14 protein-coding genes are annotated in these 19,591 nt (G+C 72.4%); 10 read left to right on the forward strand and 4 right to left on the reverse strand.

The annotated features are described in order from the left end of the window. Positions 1–286 precede the first annotated feature (286 nt). Together rpsA and AC0QU1_RS10750 are read left to right on the forward strand one after the other, a co-directional pair. Positions 287–1,759 (forward strand): 30S ribosomal protein S1, encoded by a 1,473-nt coding sequence (gene rpsA / locus AC0QU1_RS10745; protein WP_483576368.1) that lies wholly within the window; start codon positions 287–289, stop codon positions 1,757–1,759. Positions 1,760–2,027: 268 nt separating this feature from the next. Beyond that, complete coding sequence (locus AC0QU1_RS10750) at positions 2,028–4,979, forward strand: tetratricopeptide repeat protein (RefSeq protein WP_483576369.1); 2,952 nt, start codon at positions 2,028–2,030, stop codon at positions 4,977–4,979. Positions 4,980–5,111: 132 nt separating this feature from the next. On the opposite strand, the gene AC0QU1_RS10755 is transcribed toward AC0QU1_RS10750, so the two are convergent. Both AC0QU1_RS10755 and AC0QU1_RS10760 read right to left on the reverse strand, forming a co-directional pair. Beyond that, the gene (locus tag AC0QU1_RS10755; RefSeq protein WP_483576370.1) at positions 5,112–6,020 is read right to left on the reverse strand and encodes a cation diffusion facilitator family transporter; all 909 of its coding nucleotides are present in this window, start codon (positions 6,018–6,020) and stop codon (positions 5,112–5,114) included. Between the two features lie 206 nt (positions 6,021–6,226). Then, positions 6,227–8,116: an ABC transporter ATP-binding protein gene (locus tag AC0QU1_RS10760; RefSeq protein WP_483576670.1), complete on the reverse strand. Its 1,890-nt coding sequence runs from the start codon at positions 8,114–8,116 to the stop codon at positions 6,227–6,229. Positions 8,117–8,322: 206 nt separating this feature from the next. Between AC0QU1_RS10760 and AC0QU1_RS10765 the strand changes: the two genes are divergently transcribed. The 7 genes from AC0QU1_RS10765 (at position 8,323) to AC0QU1_RS10795 (ending at position 17,162) form a co-directional block, all read left to right on the forward strand. After that, complete coding sequence (locus AC0QU1_RS10765) at positions 8,323–9,519, forward strand: cytochrome P450 family protein (protein WP_483576371.1); 1,197 nt, start codon at positions 8,323–8,325, stop codon at positions 9,517–9,519. 76 nt (positions 9,520–9,595) lie between these two features. Next, positions 9,596–10,225, forward strand: coding sequence for a dephospho-CoA kinase (coaE, locus tag AC0QU1_RS10770; protein WP_483576372.1), 630 nt, complete (start codon positions 9,596–9,598; stop codon positions 10,223–10,225). Between the two features lie 97 nt (positions 10,226–10,322). After that, positions 10,323–11,030, forward strand: a complete 708-nt coding sequence (locus AC0QU1_RS10775) for a pyroglutamyl-peptidase I (protein WP_483576373.1) — start codon at positions 10,323–10,325, stop codon at positions 11,028–11,030. A 153-nt stretch (positions 11,031–11,183) separates the two neighbouring features. Then, positions 11,184–12,596: an FAD-dependent oxidoreductase gene (locus AC0QU1_RS10780; RefSeq protein WP_483576374.1), complete on the forward strand. Its 1,413-nt coding sequence runs from the start codon at positions 11,184–11,186 to the stop codon at positions 12,594–12,596. A 37-nt stretch (positions 12,597–12,633) separates the two neighbouring features. Further along, positions 12,634–14,748 (forward strand): excinuclease ABC subunit UvrB, encoded by a 2,115-nt coding sequence (gene uvrB, locus AC0QU1_RS10785; RefSeq protein ID WP_483576375.1) that lies wholly within the window; start codon positions 12,634–12,636, stop codon positions 14,746–14,748. Positions 14,749–14,858: 110 nt separating this feature from the next. Continuing rightward, positions 14,859–15,830 carry an NAD(P)-dependent alcohol dehydrogenase gene (locus tag AC0QU1_RS10790; protein ID WP_483576376.1) on the forward strand — a complete coding sequence of 324 codons (972 nt, stop codon included), beginning with the start codon at positions 14,859–14,861 and terminating at the stop codon, positions 15,828–15,830. 300 nt (positions 15,831–16,130) lie between these two features. Beyond that, complete coding sequence (locus AC0QU1_RS10795; RefSeq protein ID WP_483576377.1) at positions 16,131–17,162, forward strand: TerC family protein; 1,032 nt, start codon at positions 16,131–16,133, stop codon at positions 17,160–17,162. A gap of 110 nt (positions 17,163–17,272) precedes the next feature. On the opposite strand, the gene AC0QU1_RS10800 is transcribed toward AC0QU1_RS10795, so the two are convergent. Further along, on the reverse strand, positions 17,273–17,554 hold the full coding sequence (locus AC0QU1_RS10800; protein WP_483576378.1) for a YciI family protein: 282 nt from the start codon (positions 17,552–17,554) through the stop codon (positions 17,273–17,275). 105 nt (positions 17,555–17,659) lie between these two features. Between AC0QU1_RS10800 and sthA the strand changes: the two genes are divergently transcribed. After that, positions 17,660–19,078 (forward strand): Si-specific NAD(P)(+) transhydrogenase, encoded by a 1,419-nt coding sequence (gene sthA / locus AC0QU1_RS10805; protein WP_483576379.1) that lies wholly within the window; start codon positions 17,660–17,662, stop codon positions 19,076–19,078. Between the two features lie 101 nt (positions 19,079–19,179). Here sthA and AC0QU1_RS10810 read toward each other — a convergent pair whose 3' ends face one another. Further along, positions 19,180–19,416, reverse strand: coding sequence for a hypothetical protein (locus tag AC0QU1_RS10810; RefSeq protein WP_483576380.1), 237 nt, complete (start codon positions 19,414–19,416; stop codon positions 19,180–19,182). Positions 19,417–19,591: the final 175 nt, after the last annotated feature.

A 19,591-nucleotide genomic window follows, 5' to 3' on the forward strand; every position in this document is an offset into this window, starting at 1 on the left:
TGAGTGACAGCCCCTGAGTGACAGCCCCTGAGTGACAGCCCCGTCACGTGGCCGGACGCCGTCCGGCGGACAGCCGTCGGACCGGCACCGGGCACGGGTTCCTTCAGGCCCGCGCCACCCTGGCTCGCGTTGACCGGGCCGCTGGCGCGCCACTAGGATGGCTGGCGGTGCCGTGCGCCCTCCGGCGGCCATCGGCGCCACGTCGCTGTAGCCCAGCAGTAGCCCAGCACAGCACAAACTGACCCTGTCCGTACTACGCCATGTCCGCATCGGAGCATCGAACTCAATGACCATCTCCACCCCTGCGAAGTCCGCCCCCCAGGTTGCCGTCAACGACATCGGCACCGAGGAGGACTTCCTTGCTGCCATCGACGCCACCATCAAGTACTTCAACGATGGTGACATCGTCGAAGGCACGATCGTCAAGGTGGACCGCGACGAGGTCCTTCTCGACATCGGCTACAAGACCGAGGGTGTCATCCCGTCCCGGGAGCTCTCGATCAAGCACGACGTCGACCCTGGCGAGGTTGTCGCCGTCGGCGACGCCGTCGAGGCCCTGGTCCTCCAGAAGGAGGACAAGGAAGGCCGGCTGATCCTGTCCAAGAAGCGCGCCCAGTACGAGCGCGCCTGGGGCACGATCGAGAAGATCAAGGAGGAGGACGGCGTCGTCACCGGCACCGTCATCGAGGTCGTCAAGGGTGGCCTCATCCTCGACATCGGGCTGCGCGGCTTCCTCCCCGCCTCCCTCGTGGAGATGCGTCGTGTCCGCGACCTCCAGCCGTACGTCGGCAAGGAGATCGAGGCCAAGATCATCGAGCTCGACAAGAACCGGAACAACGTCGTCCTGTCGCGCCGGGCCTGGCTCGAGCAGACGCAGTCCGAGGTGCGCTCCACCTTCCTGCAGACCCTGCAGAAGGGCCAGGTACGCCCGGGTGTCGTCTCCTCGATCGTCAACTTCGGTGCGTTCGTGGACCTCGGCGGCGTCGACGGCCTGGTGCACGTCTCCGAGCTGTCCTGGAAGCACATCGACCACCCGTCCGAGGTCGTCGAGGTGGGCCAGGAGGTCACCGTCGAGGTGCTCGACGTCGACTTCGACCGCGAGCGTGTCTCCCTGTCGCTGAAGGCGACGCAGGAGGACCCGTGGCAGACGTTCGCCCGCACGCACGCGATCGGTCAGGTCGTGCCGGGCAAGGTCACCAAGCTGGTTCCGTTCGGCGCGTTCGTGCGCGTCGAGGACGGCATCGAGGGCCTGGTCCACATCTCGGAGCTGGCCGTGCGCCACGTCGAGCTGCCGGAGCAGGTCGTCACCGTGGGTGCCGAGGTGTTCGTCAAGGTCATCGACATCGACCTGGAGCGCCGCCGCATCTCGCTGTCGCTCAAGCAGGCCAACGAGGGCGTGGACCCGGAGTCCGAGGACTTCGACCCCGCGCTGTACGGCATGGCCGCCGAGTACGACGAGGCCGGGAACTACAAGTACCCGGAGGGCTTCGACCCGGAGACCAACGAGTGGCTCGAGGGCTTCGAGGCGCAGCGCGAGTCGTGGGAGGCCGAGTACGCCAAGGCGCACGAGCGCTGGACCGCGCACCGCAAGCAGGTCGCCGAGGCCCTCGCGGCCGACACCGAGGCGTCGGCGGAGGCTCCGGCCGCCGCTCCGGCGGGCAGCACGAGCTACTCCTCGGCCCCGGCCGAGGAGGCCGGCGGCACGCTGGCCTCGGACGAGGCGCTCGCCGCGCTCCGCGAGAAGCTCACGGGCAACTGACGCTCCGCGAGAAGTTCTCAGGCAACTGACCTGAGCCGTCCGACGGCCCGTCGCCCTCCGGGGGCGGCGGGCCGTCGTCTCCTCAGGGGCCGCGCGCCGGTCCCCGGCCCGCGGGTGAACTCGGTCCGTGGTTTTCAGACTGTGGTGCGTCAGGCGGCCTGACGCCGGTTTAGGCCCGCTGACCTGCGGGAACGCCCTTCGGAGCGCGCTGGCGGCTATCACATCGTGCGCTGGCCAGGACGGCCGCCGTGCTGTTGGATCACTCCCCATGGACCGACCCGGACTCGACGAGGCGTGGGGTGCGAGCCCTGCTGCCCTCCTCGCCCCGGAGCGGAGGGTCGTGCCGTTCATGGGCCGCGGCCGGGAGCTCGCGGACCTGCGCTCGTGGGCGCGTTCCCGGGAGCCGGTGGCCCTGCGTCTGCTGTGCGGGCTCGGCGGCGTGGGCAAGACGCGCCTGGCGCTCGAGCTGGGCCGCAGGATGCGGCGCACGGGGTGGACCGTCGTGCACGTGCCGCCCGGCCAGGAGGTGGCGGCGGTGGCCGCGGTCGCCGCCGCCCGGCGTGTCCTGCTCGTGGTCGACGACGCCGGCCTGCGGCCGGGCCTGCCCGCGATGCTCGACGCCGTGGGGGAGACCCGTGTCCGCGGGCGGCTCCGGGTCCTGTGCATCGCGCGGACCGGCGGGCAGTGGTGGCGGCGCGAGCGCTGGACCAGCACGCTGTGGGCCGGCCGGACGCCGTCGGTCACGCAGATGGCGCTCGAGCCGGCCCTGGACCGGGCGCTGGAGGTCGCGTTCGACCCCGCGCTCGGCCTGGCGGTCGACCATGCCGACGACGACCGGGTGCTGCTGGAGGCGGCCGTCGCCCGGTTCGCGAGGGTGCTCGGCCGCCCGGTGCCGGAGGTGCCGTTCGAGCCGGCGCCCGACGAGCGGTTCCGCGTCCTCGACCTGCACGCCGCCGCGCTGGTCGCCGTGCTCGACGGCGGACGCTCCGCTGCGGACCCGACGCGGGCGCTGGAGGCCGTGCTGGACCACGAGCGCGCCGGGTGGGCGCGCTCGGCCGCGGCTGCGGGGCTCGTGGCCGGTCCCGGCGGGTCCGCCGAGGCCGCCCTGGCCGCCGCCACCCTGCTGGGCGACACCTCGGACGGCGGCGTGCGCGCCGCCCTGCGCCGGGCGGGCGTCGAACCGGCGGACGGCCGGACGGCGGAGGCCGTCGCCTGGGTCCGCGCGCACCTGCCCGCCGTCCCGCGCCTGGCGGAGCTGCTGGTGTCGCGGGTCCTCGCCGGCTCGGCGGAGCTGACCGCGGCGTGCACGCACGACCTGGGGCCGCAGGAGGCGTTCGCCGTCCTGGCGTTCGCGACGGCGATGGGCGTGGACCGGCCTGCTGAGCGTCCGGCTGGCACTGGTCCTCATGGCACCGGTCCGGGCGGTACAGGACTGGGCGGCGCCGCGCCGTCCGCCACGGTGCAGGGCGGCACGGTGCAGGGCGGCACGGTGCAAGGCGACCGGGGCGGCGTCCGTACGGGGAGTGTCGGCCTTGGCGGCCCCGGTCCGGACGCCCCGACGGTGGAACCCGCCCCCGACGCCCCGGCGACTGACCTCACCGAGCGGCTGATCGCCGCCGCCGTCGCCGCGCTCCCGGACGAGCGGCCCGAGGACCTGCCCGGCCTGATGCGGGTGGCCCGCCGGCTGCCGCGGTCGTCGGGACCGCTGGCCGTGCCGGTGCTGGACCGCCTCGCGCACCGCGTGGCCGAGCTGGCCGGGACGGTCGGCGACACCGCGCAGCGGGCCGAGGCGCTGACCGACCTCGGCGTCGTCCTGGTCGCGGAGGGGGAGTCGTCCGTCGCCGTGCCGGTGCTGCAGGAGGCCGTCGGCCTGTGGCGCGGCCTCGCCTGGGCCGACGAGGACCGGTACCGCCCGCCGCTGTGCACGGCGCTGAACAACCTCGGCATGGGGTACTGGGCGGTCGGCAGGCACGGTGACGCCCTCGCCGTCCAGGAGGAGGTCATCGCCCTGTGCGGCCGGTTCCCGCCGGGGGACGCGCCGTGGGCCGACGCCGAGCACGCGCGCGCCCTGCAGAACGCCGGCGTGTCCTACACCGAGCTCGGCCGGACGAGCGAGATCGAGGCGGCCCAGCGGGCGGCCCTCGACCTCTACCGCCGCCTCGCCGACGGCGACCCGGTCCAGTACGAGCCGCGGGTCGCCGCGGTGCTGGGCAACTTCGAGGCCCTCACGGAGAGCGGCCGGCCCGAGGACGCGCTCCCGGCGAACGTCGAGGCCGTGGCGATCCGGCGCCGCCTCGCGGCGGCCCGCCCCGAGCACCTCGGCGAGCTCGCCTGGTCGCTCGGCCAGCTCGGCACCACCCTGGAGGCCCTCGGCCGGTACGAGGAGGCCGGCGCGGTGCTCGTCGAGGCGCTGGACCTCCAGCGGCACCTCGCCAAGGAGAACCCGCGCGGCACGCGCGCGGACCTGGCGGGCGCGCTGTCCGCGCTCGGCGCCCTGTACTCCACCACGGGGCGCGCCGACGAGTCGCTCCGGCTGGAGCGCGAGGCCCTGGAGCTGCGGCGTGAGCTCGCCCGCGAGCACCCCGACCGGTACCTGCACTACCTCGCGCACTCGCTGTCGAACCTCGGCGTCACCTACGCCAGGCGCGGCAGGTACGAGGAGGCGGTCCTGCTGGAGGAGGAGGCGGTGGGGATCCGCAGGGGGCTCGCGAGCCAGAACGCCCGGTCGCTGAAGTACCTCGCGCAGTCCCTGTCCAACCTGGGCGTGCGCTACGCCGACCTGGGCCGGTTCGAGGAGTCCCTGCTCCCCACGCAGGAGGCCGTGGACATGCTCCGCCGCCTCGTGCGCGAGCAGCCGGAGAAGTACCGCACCGGCCTCGCGGAGGCGCTCGCGAACCTCGGCGCCACCCTGCTCGACCTGGACCGGGCGCAGGAAGCGCTGCGGCCCATGCGGGAGGCCGTCGCGATGCGGCGCGAGCTCGCCGTGGACAACCCCGACAGGCACCGGCCCGACCTCGCGCTCGCGATCTCGAACCTGGCCAGCGCGCTCAGCGCCGTTGGCGACAACGTGGCGGCGCTCGGTCAGGCGCGGGAGGCCGTGGAGATGCGCCGCCGGCTCGCCGCCGACCTCCCGGAGCGCTACCTGCCCGAACTGGAGCGGTCCCGCGCGGTGTTAGCCCGGATAGAGGCGGCGATCCGGGACCCGTCGTCGGTGCGATGAGATCCCGCCCCGGGCCAGCTCCTGCCTGCGGCCCAGGGTGCGACTTCGGTCGCCTGTCCTGAGATCGGTCATTTAATGGACCGATCTCGAAGCAACCGACCGATCTGGCTGGAGAGGCGGTGCAACTGAGGGTCAGGCGTGCTGCGGGTGCTCGTGGGCCGGGTGCGTGACCGGCTCGACCTGGAACGTCGAGTGCTCCACCGAGATGTCGAAGTGCTCGGCGACGCACTCCTGGAGCTGGTCCAGGATGCGGCCCGCGTGGCCGTCGGTGAAGCAGTCGGTGCGCACCACCACGTGGGCGCTCAGCACGGGCAGGCCCGTCGCGATCAGGGATGCGTGCATGTCGTGCACGTCCTCGACGTGGTCGAGCTCGAGCAGGTGGGCGCGCACCTCGTCGAGGTCGAGGCCGGGCGGCGACGACTCCAGGAGCACCGAGACGGTCTCCCGCAGCAGCCGGAGCGCCCGCGGGAGGATCAGCGCCCCGATCAGCAGCCCCGCCACGACGTCGGCCCGCTGCCAGCCGGTGAGCGTGATGACGACGGCGGCGGCCACCACCGCGAGCGATCCCAGCGCGTCGTTGACCACCTCGAGGAACGCGGCGCGCAGGTTGAGGTTCGCCGACCGCCGTCCGGCCAGGACCGCCAGTGCGGCGAGGTTGCCGACCAGGCCGACCACGCCGAAGACCACGAGCTCTGGGCCCGGCACGTCGGGCGGCGCGGCGAGCCGGGCGATGCCCTCCACCAGGACGTAGACGCCCGCCGCGAGCAGCACGCCCGCCTGGGCGAGCGCGGCGATCACCTCGGCCCTGCGGTAGCCCCAGGTGCGCCGGGCCGACGGCGGACGCTCCACCAGGTGCGCCGCGAACAGGGCCATCGCGAGGCCCGCTGCATCGGTCAGCAGGTGCACGGTGTCGACGAGCAGCGCCAGGCTGCCCGTGAGGACGGCGCCCGCGACCTGGGCGAGCAGCACCGCCGCGGTGATGGCGAACGCGGCGGTCAGCCGGCCGCGGTCTCCCTGCGGGTGATGGTGATGGGATCCCACAGGACTCATCCTCCCAGTGCGCACTGGGGAGCACCCACCCAGGCGGGTACTTGCTGGGACGGAGGGCACGAGTTCGGTCCATTGTCATCGCGCGCCGACGAGATCGGTCGGTTGCCTTGAGATCGGTCGCTCAACCGACCGATCTCAGGGCAACCGACCGAAGTCGCGGGTCCGATCGTGCAAGCGACCGAAGGCGGCGCCCACGGTCAAGCAGTCTCCGCGAACTGGGTGCGGTACAGGTCCGCGTACAGGCCTCCCGCGGCGATCAGCTCCGCGTGGGTGCCCGACTGGACCACCCGCCCGTCGTCGAGCACCACTATGCGGTCCGCCGCGCGGACCGTCGACAGCCGGTGCGCGATGACGAGCGACGTCCGCCCGGCGAGCGCCTGGTCGAGCGCCACCTGCACGGCGGCCTCCGACTCCGAGTCGAGGTGCGCCGTCGCCTCGTCGAGCACCACGATGTCGGGCGCCCGCAGGAGCAGCCGCGCGATGGCGAGGCGCTGCCGCTCGCCGCCCGACAGCCGGTAGCCGCGGTCGCCCACCACGGTCTCCAGGCCCTCGGGCAGCCGGTCGACCAGGTCCCAGATCCGCGCCTGGCGCAGCACACGCTCCAGGTCGGCGTCCGTCGCCTCCGGGCGCACGAACCGCAGGTTCGCCGCCACCGTGTCATGGAACAGGTGCGCCTCCTGGGAGACGACGCCGACGGTCGCCCGCAGCGACGCGAACGTCACGGAGCGCAGGTCGGTCCCCGCGATGCGCACGGCGCCCGACGTCGGGTCGTAGATGCGGCTGACGAGCTGCGACACCGTGGTCTTGCCCGTGCCGGACGGGCCGACGAGCGCCACCATCGAGCCGGCGGGCACCTCGAAGGAGACGTCGTGCAGCGTGTCCGCCGACGGGTCCTTGCGCTGCGCCGCCACCGACTCGAGGGAGGCGAGCGACACCTCGGCGGCCCGCGGGTACCGGAACGTCACGCCCACCAGCGAGACCGAGGCACCGTGGGCGGCCACGGCGGCGCGCAGGTCGACGGCGTCCGGCCGCTCGGCGACCGACGGCTCCAGGTCCAGCACCTCCAGCACCCGCTCGAACGACACGAGCGCCGTCATGACGTCGACCTGGACGTTCGCCATCGCCGTCAGCGGCCCGTACAGGCGCGTGAGGTACGTGGCGAGCGCGACGACGGTGCCGACGGTGAGCTGGCCGGCGATCGCCTGCAGGCCGCCCAGCCCGTACACGCCCGCGACCGCCAGCGACGCGGTGGTGGTCAGGCCCACCCGGAACCAGGTGCCGAACAGGGCGGTTCGCACGCCCAGGTCGCGGCGCTCGCGGGCGGGGGCGGCGAACCGTTCGGACTCGGTGGCCGGGTCGCCGAAGACCTTGACGAGGTGCGCGCCCGCGACGTTGAAGCGTTCGTTCATGACCTGGCCCAGGTCGGCGTCGATCTCCATGCCGCGGCGGGTCAGGGCGGCCAGCCGGCGGCCGAACCAGCGCGCCGGGAACACGAACAGCGGGACCAGCACGAGCGCGCCGAGCGTGAGCTCCCACGACATGGTGAACATGGCCGCGAGCGTGAACGCGATGGTCAGGGTGTTGGAGACCACGGTCTGCAAGGTCGAGGTGAAGGCGCGCTGCGCGCCCAGCACGTCGCCGTTGAGCCGCTGCACCAGGGCGCCGGTGCGGGCCCGGGAGAAGAAGGCGAGCGGCATGCGCTGGACGTGGTCGAACACGGCGACCCGCAGGTCGAGGATGAGACCCTCGCCGACCTGGGCCGAGACCAGCCGGTCGGCCACGGACAGCCCGGCGGCCACGAAGGCGAGCAGGCCGGCGGCGCCGGCGAGCAGGACGACGAGGCGTGCGTCGCCCTGCACGATGCCGTCGTCGATGATCCGCTGGAACAGCAGCGGCGTGGCGGCGCCCGCCGCGGCCTCCAGCGCGAGGATCAGCACGAACAGGGCCAGCCGGCCCCGGTACGGTCGGGCGAAGCCGACGATGCGCCGCAGCGTGGCCCGGCCGAGGCGCTGCCGGGTGACGGACCCGTCCTGCGTGAACGACCGCATCGTACGTCCGCCGCCCATGCTGCCGCCGCCTCCGTGCATGCTCACCGTCGCACCGTCCTCACCGTCGCATCGTGCCACGGACCACGGGCGTATTACGCGATTCCCGTTACTTGTGATAGAAACCCACGGTCGGGCGTCTAGGCAGGTCGCCCCATATTTCGATGGATGAGTCGATGGACAGCTCGATGAATAGCGACGAGTGGAGGGTCATGTCTGACCGGGAACCGCAGCGGAGCGGAGGTCGGGTGGCACTGGTGGACCTGACCGGTGCGGAGGACATGGCCGCGGCACTGCGGAAGCTGCAGGACGAGTGGGGGCCTGTCGCGCCGGTGGATCTCGAACCAGGGATCCCCGGCTGGCTCGTGCTGGGGCACGCCGAGGTCATGGAGGTGATGCGCAACGAGAGCGTCTTCGCCCGGAACCCGCGGCACTGGAGAGAGCAGCTCCCGCCCGAGTCGAACCTGCACGCCATCCTGTCCCCGAACGGGCGGCGGAACCTGTACTTCGCGGACGGTGCGGAGCACCGGCGGCTGCGGCTCCCCGTGGACGAGGCGTTCTCGACCATGGACGAGGTGCGCACCGCCGCCCTGGTGCGCGGCGTCTGCGACGGGCTCATCGACTCGTTCGCCGCCCGGGGCAACGCCGACCTGATCGGGGAGTACGCGGCGGCGGTGTCGTTCCTCGCCGTGTCCGGCATGTTCGGGTTCGACCAGGGGCAGGGCTTCGCGCTGCTGCGCTGCGCGATGGAGATCTTCGGCCACGGGGGCGACCCCGTCGCGGCCCTGGAGACGATGGACCGGATCGTGCTGGACCACGTCGCCGCGACCCGGGCGCAGCCGGCGCAGAACCTGACCATGAGCTTCATCGAGCACCCGGCCTTCGAGGACGACATCGAGATCGGGCACAGCATGGTGATCTCGATCGTCGCGGCGAACGAGATGCTCATCACCTGGATCGCGGCCACGCTGCGCCGCATGCTCACCGACCCCCGGTACACCGGCCGGGTCACGGGTGTGCGCCGCGGCCTGGACGACGCGATGGACGAGACGCTGTGGCGCGAGCCGCCCGTCGCGAACCTGCCCGCCCGGTACGCCGTGACGGACTGCACGCTCGGCCAGGCCCACATCAAGGCCGGCGACGCGATAGTCATGGGCGTAGCCGCCGCGAACAACGACCCGCGTGTGCGCGCGGCGGACGAGCTGTTCGAGGCGGGCAACCAGTCGCACCTGTCGTTCGGCGTCGGGCCGCACGCGTGCCCCGCCAAGCGGCCGGGCCGGCTCGTGGTGAAGATCGCCGTGGAGAGCCTCATGAAGCGGCTCGACCTGCGGCTGACCGACCCCGAGGTGACGTGGGCGCCGTCGCCGTGGTCGCGGTACCCCGCCATGCTGCCGGTGGCCTTCACCCCCGAGCGCACCGTGGCCCGTACGCCCGCGCGCGTCTGACACGCGTCCCGCTCCGCTGACAGCCCGTGCGGCCCGCGTCTGACAGGCGCGGGCCGCACGAGGCAGGATGGGGTCCATGTTTCGCATCGGACTGACCGGAGGGATCGCGGCCGGCAAGTCGGTGGCGGCGGCGCGCCTGGCCGAGCTCGGCGCGGTCGTCGTCGACCACGACGTGCTGGCCCGGGAGGCGGTGGCGCCCGGGACGGTCGGCCTGGCCGAGATCGTCGAGGCGTTCGGCGAGGGCGTCCTGACCGACGACGGCAGCCTCGACCGGCCCGCGCTCGGCGCGCTGGTCTTCGTCGACGACGCCGCACGCACCCGCCTGAACGACATAGTCCACCCCGAGGTGCGGCGGCTGTCGGCGGAACGGGAGGCCAAGGCTGCCGCGGCGGACCCGGCCGCCGTCGTCGTGCACGACATCCCGCTGCTGGTGGAGACCGGGCTGGGCGACAGCTTCCACCTCCTCGTGGTGGTGCACACGCCCGCGGAGCAGCGGGTGCGGCGCCTCGTGGAGGGCCGTGGGCTGAGCGAGGACGCCGCGCGCGCCCGCCTCGCCGCGCAGGCGACCGACGAGGAGCGGCTCGCGGCCGCCGACGTCACGCTCGACGGCTCGGGGAGCGAGGACGACCTGCGCGCCCAGGTGGATACCCTGTGGCAGCGCGTGGCCGGCGAGGTCGCGCAGGAGGCGGAGGCGGACTCCGTCTGAGCCGGCTCGGCCCGAGCCGGTTCCGCCGGATCCGGCTCCGTCTGGTCCGGTTCTGTCTGGTCCGGCTCTGTCCGATCCGGCGGGGGAGGAATGCGCGATGAAGGTTCTGGTCACCGGTTTCGAGCCGTTCGGAGGGGACGCCGTCAACGCGTCCGCGGAGGCGGTGCGGGCCCTCGCGGCGCGCTGGTCCGGGCCGGACGAGCTGGTCACGGAGGTGCTCCCCGTGGTGTTCTCCGCGGTCCGCGCGGCGGACGGCCCGCTGCTGCGGCTGCTCGACGAGCACCGCCCCGACGTCGTGGTCGCGGCCGGTCTCGCGGCGGGGAGCCCCGCGGTGCGGCTGGAGCGGGTGGCGCTCAACCTGATGGACGCCCGGATGCCGGACAACAGCGGCGCCCGGCCCGTCGACGTACCGGTCGTCGACGGCGGTCCGGCGGCCCGGTTCACCACCCTCCCGGTCAAGGCCGCCGCCGCAGCGGTGCGCGCGGCGGGCCTTCCGGCCCAGGTCTCCTACAGTGCGGGGACGTTCGTCTGCAACGCCGTCTTCTACGTGCTCCAGCACGCGCTGGCGGAGCGGCCCGGCGTGCTCTCCGGCTTCGTGCACGTGCCGCGCACCACCGAGGAGGGCGGGGGCCCTGCGCCGTCCGCGGCCCGGTCCGCCGGCAGCACGCCGCTGTCCGACGGCGGTGAGCCGCGCCTTCCGCTGGACGGCCTGGCGGGCGCCCTGGAGATCGTGGTGCGCACGACGCTCGCGGCGGCGCGCGGCGAGACGGCGGAGTCGGCGGTGTCCGCCGGGACGCTGTACTGACCCTTGTCCGGGGCGCTGCACCGATCGCTCGGTCCGGACGACGCTGTCCTTGCCCGAGTGCTGGCTTGCCCGCGGCGCCGCTGCTGGTCGAGAATCGGGCGTAACGGACAGATGGGTTGCGGTGGCGGCGGCAGGCCGCGGAGGGTGTGACGCGTGAGCGACGGGCGGCAGGGCATCGGCGGGGGTATCGGCCAGGGCAGGGGACATGCGGTGGTCATCGGCGGCGGCATCGCGGGGATGTTCGCGGCGCTCGCGCTCGCCGGGCACGCCGAGCGCGTGACGGTCGTCGAGCGCGACCGGTACCCGGAGCGGCCTGAGCCGCGCAAGGGTGTGCCCCAGAGCAGGCACACCCATCTCCTGCTGCAGGGCGGGCTCGAGGCGATGGAGCGGCTCCTGCCGGGCATCGAGCAGGACCTGCTCGCGGCCGGTGCGCTGCACGTCCAGGCACCCACGGAGTACCTGCAGCACATGCGCGGGCGCTGGCTGGGCCGCTGGCCGGCGCAGGCCACCGCGCTGTGCCTCACCCGGCCGCTCCTCGAGCACGGCGTGCGGGCCCGGGTGCTGGCCCACCCGAGGATCACGGCGGTGCAGGGCACCGACGCCGTCGGGCTGGCCGGGTCCGCCCAGCGCGTCACCGGCGTGCTGCTGCGCGAGCGTGGTGCCGACCGCGGCGAGGGCGGCGAGCACGCCGAACCCGCCGAGGCCGCCGAGCTGTCCGCCGACCTCGTGGTGGACGCCTCCGGCAGGTCCTCGCGCACGCCCGAGTGGCTCGCGGGCCTCGGCGTCGCGCGCCCGGCCGAGGAGCGCGTCGAGTCCGGCATCGGCTACGTCACGCGGGTCTACCGGGACGGCTCGGACGGCGAGCTGACGGACGCCCGGCTCATCTACTTCGTGGGGGAGACGCTCGGCGGCGTGCTCGTGCCGGTGGACCGCGCGGGCACCACCATGATCACGTTCGCCACGCCGCCCGGGGAGGAGCTGCCCACCGACCCGGCGGGCTTCGAGGCGCTCGCCGACCGGCAGCCGCACCCGGTGCTGCGGCAGTGGATCGACCGGGCCGAGCCGGCCTCGCCCGTCTTCGGCTACCTGCGGACGGAGAACGTGCGCAGGGCGTACGACGCCGTGGTGCCGGAGGGGCTGCTCGTCACGGGGGACGCGCTGTGCGCGCTGAACCCGGTGTTCGGCCAGGGCATGGCAACGGCGGCGATGGCGGCCCTCGCGCTCGCCGACGGCCTGGGGTCCGGCCGCCCGGGCCGCGAGGTCCAGGCCCTGCTGCGCGCCGCCTCCGTCCAGGCCTGGACCATCTCCGCCGGCGCGGACAAGGCGCGGCCCGGTGTGACGGGCAACGCCGCGCGGCGTACGCGTGGCGACCGGATCAAGGGCTGGTACCTCGGCCGCGTCCAGGAGCGCTGCGCGGTGAACGAGGAGGTCCAGTCCACCTTCCGCAGGGTGATGTCCCTGGCCGCGCCGCTCACGGAGCTGTTCCGCCCTGCGGTGGTCTGGTCGGTGCTCTTCCAGAAGGGCACGCCTGCCGACGCCGCGGCACCGCTCTGGCTGAGGACCTGACTGCCGGAGTGTCAGTGGTGCGCCGTACGGTAGTCACATGCGACCCGTGACCGACCTGCAGCGCACGGTGGCCCCGTTCGAGGTCATCTCCGAGTACGAGCCCGCCGGCGACCAGCCGACGGCGATCGCCGAGCTCTCCGACCGCATCCAGGCGGGTGAGAAGGACGTGGTGCTGCTGGGCGCCACGGGTACGGGCAAGTCGGCGACGACGGCGTGGCTGGTCGAGAAGCTGCAGCGCCCCACGCTGGTCATGGCGCCGAACAAGACGCTAGCGGCGCAGCTCGCCACGGAGTTCCGGGAGCTGCTGCCGAACAACGCCGTCGAGTACTTCGTGTCGTACTACGACTACTACCAGCCGGAGGCGTACATCGCGCAGACGGACACGTACATCGAGAAGGACTCCTCGATCAACGACGAGGTGGAGCGGCTGCGGCACTCGGCGACCTCGTCGCTGCTGACGCGGCGCGACGTCGTCGTGGTCGCCTCGGTGTCGTGCATCTACGGCCTGGGCACGCCGCAGGAGTACGTGGACCGCATGGTCCGGCTCGACGTCGGCGACGTCATCGACCGCGACCAGCTCCTGCGCCAGTTCGTGACCATGCAGTACACCCGCAACGACATGTCGTTCACACGCGGCACCTTCCGGGTGCGTGGCGACACCGTCGAGATCATCCCGGTGTACGAGGAGCTCGCGATCCGCATCGAGATGTTCGGCGACGAGATCGAGTCGATCCAGACGCTGCACCCCCTCACGGGCGACGTGGTCCGCTCCGAGCAGTCGATCTACGTGTTCCCCGCCACCCACTACGTGGCGGGTCCCGAGCGCATGGAGCGCGCCATCGACGGCATCGAGAAGGAGCTCGAGGAGCGGCTGGCCGAGCTGGAGAAGCAGGGCAAGCTGCTGGAGGCGCAGCGGCTGCGCATGCGGACCACCTACGACATCGAGATGATGCGCTCGATCGGCACGTGCAACGGCATCGAGAACTACTCGATGCACATCGACGGCCGCGAGCCGGGCACCGCGCCGAACACGCTGCTCGACTACTTCCCCGAGGACTTCCTGCTCGTCATCGACGAGTCCCACCAGACGGTGCCCCAGATCGGCGCCATGTTCGAGGGCGACGCCTCCCGCAAGCGCGCGCTCGTGGACCACGGCTTCCGCCTGCCGAGCGCCATGGACAACCGCCCGCTGAAGTGGGAGGAGTTCACCGAGCGCATCGGGCAGACGGTCTACCTGTCGGCCACGCCCGGCGACTACGAGCGCTCGCTGTCCGACGGCGTCGTCGAGCAGGTCATCCGGCCCACGGGCCTGGTGGACCCCGAGGTGGTCGTCAAGCCGACGACCGGCCAGATCGACGACCTGCTGGGCGAGATCCGCGACCGGGTCGAGCGCAACGAGCGCGTGCTGGTCACGACCCTGACCAAGAAGATGGCCGAGGACCTCACGGACTACTTCCTGGAGCGCGACGTGCGCGTGCGCTACCTGCACTCCGAGGTGGACACGCTGCGCCGCGTCGAGCTGCTGCGCGAGCTGCGGCTCGGCGAGTACGACGTGCTCGTGGGCATCAACCTGCTGCGCGAGGGCCTGGACCTGCCCGAGGTGTCGCTCGTGGCGATCCTCGATGCCGACAAGGAGGGCTTCCTGCGCTCCGGGCGGTCCCTGATCCAGACCATCGGCCGCGCGGCGCGCAACGTCTCGGGCCAGGTCCACATGTACGCGGACAAGATCACGCCGGCGATGCGGGAGGCGATCGACGAGACGGCGCGCCGTCGCGAGAAGCAGATCGCCTACAACACCGAGCGCGGCATCGACCCGCAGCCGCTGCGCAAGCGGATCGCTGACGTCACCGACATGCTCGCCCGCGAGGACCTGGACACCCAGGAGCTGCTGGCCGGCGGCTACCGCAACAGCCGCAAGGCCAAGGGCGACGGCAGGGGAGCGCGGGTACCGGGCACGCCCAAGGAGGCCGCGACGTCGGGCAACCGGCTGGCCGGCGCCGCGGCGAGCGAGCTGGCCGAGCTCATCCAGGAGCTCACCGACCAGATGCACGCGGCGGCCGCCGAGCTGCAGTTCGAGGTGGCGGCGCGGCTGCGCGACGAGATCTCGGGCCTCAAGAAGGAGCTGCGCCAGATGCAGGCGGCCACCGCCTGACGATCACCGCCGGCCCTGTCGAGTTCATCCTTGACCTGGTCACGAGGGCCGGAGGACCCTGATCCCGCACAGAGCAGGGCACGTCCGGAAACGTGGGCCAGGAGGCCGTGATGCGGGCACTGACGCAGGACAGGTACGGCTGGGACGCCCTCGCGGTGCGCGAGGTCCCCGACCCGGTCCCCGGCGACGGGCAGGTGCTGATCCAGGTGCACGCCGCCGGCGTCAACCCGTACGACTGGCACTACGCCGCCGGGCAGCCGCTCATCGCCCGTGGCGGCCTCGGCGGGCTGCGCGGGCCTAAGCCGCCGGTCCGGGGGGCCGACCTGTCGGGCGTCGTGGCGGCGGTCGGCCCGGGCGTCACCGCGTTCGCGCCGGGTGACGAGGTGTTCGGGTTCGGCTCCACCGGCACGTTCGCCGAGCTCGCGGTCGCCTCGGCCGACAGCCTCGCCCGCCGGCCGGCCGACCTCACGCACGTCGAGGCGGCGGCCATGCCCATGGCCGCCGTCACGGCCCTGCAGTTCCTGCGCGCCGCCGGGCTCACGGCGGGGCAGCGCATAGCGATCACGGGCGCCGGCGGCGGGATCGGCCACTTCGCGGTGCAGATCGCCGCGGCGTGGGGCGCAGAGGTCACCGCGGTGTGCAGCTCGCGCAACGTCGCGATGGTGCGCGAGCTGGGTGCCGCCGAGGTGGTCGACTACACGCGTGAGGACGTGACCGCCGGCGAGCCGCGCTTCGACGTCGTCTTCACCAACGGCGGCCGGTACCCGGTGCGGGACCTCGGCCGCGTCGTGGTGCCCGGCGGGGTGGTCCTCGCCAACGACGGGAGCAAGGACGGCCTGCTCGGCCCCATGCCCGACCTGGTGCTGGCACCGCTGGCGGCCCGGTTCCGCCCGTACCGCGTGGTGAACATCCTGGCGACCGAGAGCGGCGAGGACCTCACGGCGCTCGCTGGAATGGTGGCGGACGGCGTGCTGCTGCCCATCGTGAGCGCGACCTTCCCCCTGGAGCGTGCCGTCGAGGCGATCAGGCAGGTGGCGGGGCACGGGCACGCGCGCGGCAAGCTGGTGGTCACGCTCGTCTGACGGCGGCGCGGCGCGCCGTCGACCCACCCCCGCCGTGTCGATCCGCCGGAACCGCGGGTCGGTTCGGGAACAAACGTGACGTCCCGTATGCTTCCTCCGTTGGAGGGGAGTACCTCGTAACGGTTCGGTCGTCATCACAGCTGCCGATGACGCCAGCTCGGCCGAACCGGCTCGTGGTGCATCATCGCCTGGTTTCAGCCAGGCTGGTGCACGGGCGGGCGAGGAAGACCTCCGGTGCCCTGCAGTACACACCGGAGGCTCGATGCTGTCGCGCGTTCCTCCCTGTTCCGGAAGGAAACAATGCTCCACGAACTACCCGTGACCTTCGAGGTGGTCTCCCTCGGAGCGATGCTCGCCCTGCTCATCGCGGACCTCCTCATCGTCGGCCGCCGCCCGCACGTCCCGTCCATCAAGGAGAGCGCCATCTGGGTGGGCTTCTACGTGGGCCTCGCCGTGATCTTCGGCGTGATCGTCTGGGTCGTCGGCGGTGTGACACCGGCAGCGGAGTTCTATGCCGGCTGGCTCATGGAGTACTCCCTGAGCGTCGACAACCTCTTCGTGTTCGTCGTCATCATGGCCCGGTTCGCGGTGCCGCGTGAGCAGCAGCAGCGCGTGCTGATGGTCGGCATCATCATGGCGCTGGTCTTCCGAGCCGCGTTCATCCTGGCCGGCGCCGCCCTCATCGAGCAGTTCAGCTGGCTCTTCTACATCTTCGGCGCGTTCCTCATCTACACGGCCATCCACTTCGTGATCGACGAGGAGGAGAACCCGGACGACTTCAAGGAGAACGCGTTCATCCGGCTGATGCGCCGGGTCCTGCCGCTGCACCACCAGTACAACGGCTCGAAGCTGACCACCACCGTCGACGGCCGCAGGCTCTTCACGCCGATGATCATCGTGTTCCTCGCGATCGGCTCGACGGACGTCCTGTTCGCGCTGGACTCCATCCCGGCGATCTTCGGCGTCACCAGGGACCCGTTCATCGTGTTCACGACCAACCTGTTCGCGCTCATGGGCCTGCGCCAGCTCTACTTCCTGCTGGGCAACCTGCTCGACCGGCTGGTGTACCTGCCGATCGCGCTGGCGGTCATCCTGGGCTTCATCGGCGTCAAGCTGATCCTCGAGGCGCTGCACACCAACTCGATCCCGTGGATCAACGGTGGCGAGGGCTTCGAGTGGGCGCCCGAGGTGCCGATCTGGCTGTCGCTGACGGTGATCGTCGTGTCCCTCGCGGTGGGCACGGTCGCCAGCCTCATGAAGTCCGCACGCGATGCGCGGATCGAGGCGGCGCAGGAGACCTCCGAGGACGTGTCGGAGGACGTGTCGAAGTAGGGCATCGACACCCAGCACCGCAGACGGCGGCCGTGTCCACGAGGGTGGGCGCGGCCGCCGTCGCCGTCCGCCCTGGTGGGCCGGTGCCGGCGGCGCGGACCTGCGGAGGCCTACTCCGCGAGCCCGCCGATCACCACCTCCCACGGGTGCACGCTGCGCTCGGCGATGACGCCGCGGACCGCGAACGGGTCGGCGTCCAGGATGGCCAGCACGGCCTCCTCCGACTCCGCCTCGACGATGACCAGGGCCCCGGTCCCGCCGTCGACCGGGCCGGAGGCGCGCACGACGCCGTCGGCGTTGAGGGCGCGCAGGAAGTCACGGTGGCTGGGCCGGACCTCGTCGCGGGTCGCGACGTCGTCGGAGTAGGTGTAGTTCACGGCGAAGATGCTCATGGGCGTCAGCCTGCCATCCGCTGGGCCTGCCCTCCGCACGGCGGGGCCGGTTAATTCTTGATGAAGTCGCTCGTCACCGGCCGGCCGGACCTCCACACTCAGAGCATGGATGCGCGCGAGAACCACTTCGACCTCGTCGTGATCGGCTCGGGGCCGGGTGGCCAGAAGGCCGCGATCGGCGCCGCAAAGCTCGGCAGGCGGGCGGCGGTGGTGGAGCGGCGCGACATGATCGGCGGCGTCTGCCTCAACACCGGCACCATCCCGTCCAAGACGCTGCGCGAGGCGGTCCTGTACCTGACGGGCCTGCAGATGCGGGACGTGTACGGCTCCAGCTACCGGCTCAAGGAGCACATCACCGTCCAGGACCTGCTGGCGCGGCTGCAGCACGTCATCGGCCGTGAGATCGAGGTGGTGCGCAACCAGCTCGCCCGCAACGACGTGGAGACCGTCGTGGGCAGCGCCCGGTTCGCCGGGCCGCACGAGATCGAGGTGACCGACCCGGAGGGCGACGTCGTCCGGCGGCTGACCGCCGACAAGGTGGTCATCGCGGTGGGCACCGAGCCGGCCCGGCCGGCGAACATCGCCTTCGACGGCGTGCGGGTGATCGACTCCGACGGGATCCTCGACATGACCGCCGTGCCCAAGACCATGGTCGTGGTGGGTGCCGGCGTGATCGGCATCGAGTACGCGTCCATCTTCGCCGCCCTCGGCACGCGGGTCACGGTCGTCGAGGCGCGCGACAAGATCCTCGACTTCTGCGACTCGGAGGTGGTCGAGGCGCTCAAGTTCCAGCTCCGTGACCTGTCGGTCACGTTCCGGCTGGGGGAGACGGTGGCGTCCGTGACGGCCAACGGGGACGGGACCGTCACCGCCCTGGCCTCCGGCAAGCGGATCCCGGCGGACTGCGTGCTCTACTCCGCCGGCCGGCAGGGCTCCACCGCCGGCCTCGACCTCGCCGCGGCGGGGCTGGAGGCCGACAAGCGCGGCCGGCTCCAGGTCGACAAGCAGTTCCGCACCGGCGTCGAGCACATCTACGCCGTCGGCGACGTCATCGGGTTCCCTGCGCTCGCGGCGACCTCGCAGGAGCAGGGGCGGCTCGCCGCGTACCACGCGTTCGACGAGCCGGTCTCGTCCGTGCTGGAGCTGCAGCCCATCGGGATCTACACCATCCCGGAGATCTCCTACTGCGGGGACACCGAGGACCAGCTCACCACCGCCGGCGTGCCGTACGAGGTGGGCGTGGCGCGCTACCGCGAGCTGGCGCGCGGGCAGATCGTGGGCGACTCCTACGGGATGCTCAAGCTGCTGGTCTCCACCGAGGACCGCCGGGTGCTCGGGGTGCATGTGTTCGGGACGGGCGCGACGGAGATCATCCACATCGGGCAGGCGATCATGACGACGGGCGGCACCGTGGACCACCTGGTCGACACCGTGTTCAACTACCCGACGCTGTCCGAGGCCTACAAGGTCGCGGCGCTCGACGCGACCAACAAGATGCGCTCGGTCGAGCGGTTCGCGCTCTGACCCGGCTCCCGCACGGGGCTCAGACCGGCGGCTGAGGGCCGACGAAGGCGCCCGCCCACCGCGAGGTGGACGGGCGCCGTCGTACGGTCAGCGCGGCGCGCTCACTTGTCGCCGGTCACCGCTGGCACCTCGGCGTCGGCGAGCGTCACGAGCGCCTGGGCGTAGACCGCGTGCTGCCACTTGCCCAGGTCCTCGATCGTCTTGATCTTGAGCTCGGCGAGCATCTCGTCGTGCTTCGGCGTGAGGCCGAGCAGTGCCGACGGCGGGGCCGAGAGGATCGCGGCGATGCTCTGGTCCTTGTAGGCCTTGTCGACGAGCTTGTTCAGGTTCAGGCTCACGTGCCTGCCTTTCGTCCGTGCGGTCGTGGAGCGGCGGGGCTTTCACCCGGCCGAAGGAAGGATGTCGTGATCGTGGGCGCTATGCAACTATTGTCCGCATTGCCGGACTGGTGAGAGGCTGGTGGGAGCCTGTGCTGCCGTCTTGTGTTCACAGGATGAATCAATCTGCCGCCAC

The sequence above is a fragment of the Promicromonospora noduliphila genome (genome assembly GCF_056951025.1).